Source organism: Alteromonas sp. G4i13 (assembly GCF_054960505.1).
This window is the reverse complement of record NZ_JBHNYX010000117.1, coordinates 1-703: the sequence shown is the minus strand read 5'-3', so window position 1 is coordinate 703 and position 703 is coordinate 1. Positions and strand designations below refer to the sequence as shown.

1 protein-coding gene is annotated in these 703 nt (G+C 47.4%); it reads right to left on the bottom strand.

Features of this window, described 5'->3' with window-relative positions; translation table 11 throughout:
* The coding region (locus ACFI6J_RS21540; RefSeq protein WP_462586403.1) for a DUF4158 domain-containing protein at positions 1-703 on the bottom strand (703 nt) is incomplete at both ends.

Sequence of the window (703 nt, the reverse complement as noted above, 5' to 3'; positions counted from 1 at the left end):
TTGATTATCATCAATGTTCTCATCCACAAACAGATGCAGTAACTCTGCCGCTTTCGTGACATTGTCCGCGGCTGACTGCCAGGACAGGAACACTGCTTGTTGTGCAAAGGTGTTGGCAGCTTCTTGTTGCTTGCGGATATGGTAAATGAACCCATCAGTTAACCGTTCCAGTGCCAGTTGTATCCGCTCTGTCAGGTGACATAGCAACCATAGATGCTGCTGTGCGCGTTTGAATCGTTTGAGTTTACTACCGTAATAGTTGATGAGCTCACCGAAGTGTTGTCGATTTTTAAGAGACAGATTAAGCCCATCGATAACGCCATTGATTTGCGTGCGCCATGGCGCTAACTGATGATAAAGGGCAAGCTCTTTTTTAAGTTCAGGTACGGTCAGACTTTTTGCACCGCCTCTGAGCTGGTTCAGGCTTAGTCCGTCATCAATGGCTGTTATGCTGTCCAGAAAGACGTGAAGTTCAGGACTGGTGAGTTGATTAAGTTGGTGCGCCAGGTCTTTTCTGACCTGCTGCATCGCTCTGCTTATCAGTCTCTGGAGTACGGTGTACCTAGGGATAGCAATGCTGTGACTGGTTAGGAATTCAATAGCAGTATCAAAGAGGTAACGCGGCTCCAGCCAGGCATTGCCCACCTGAACAAGGTGGTCGAAAAGAGAATTGAAGTGCTGACTTTCGTCCCATTTGTGATAA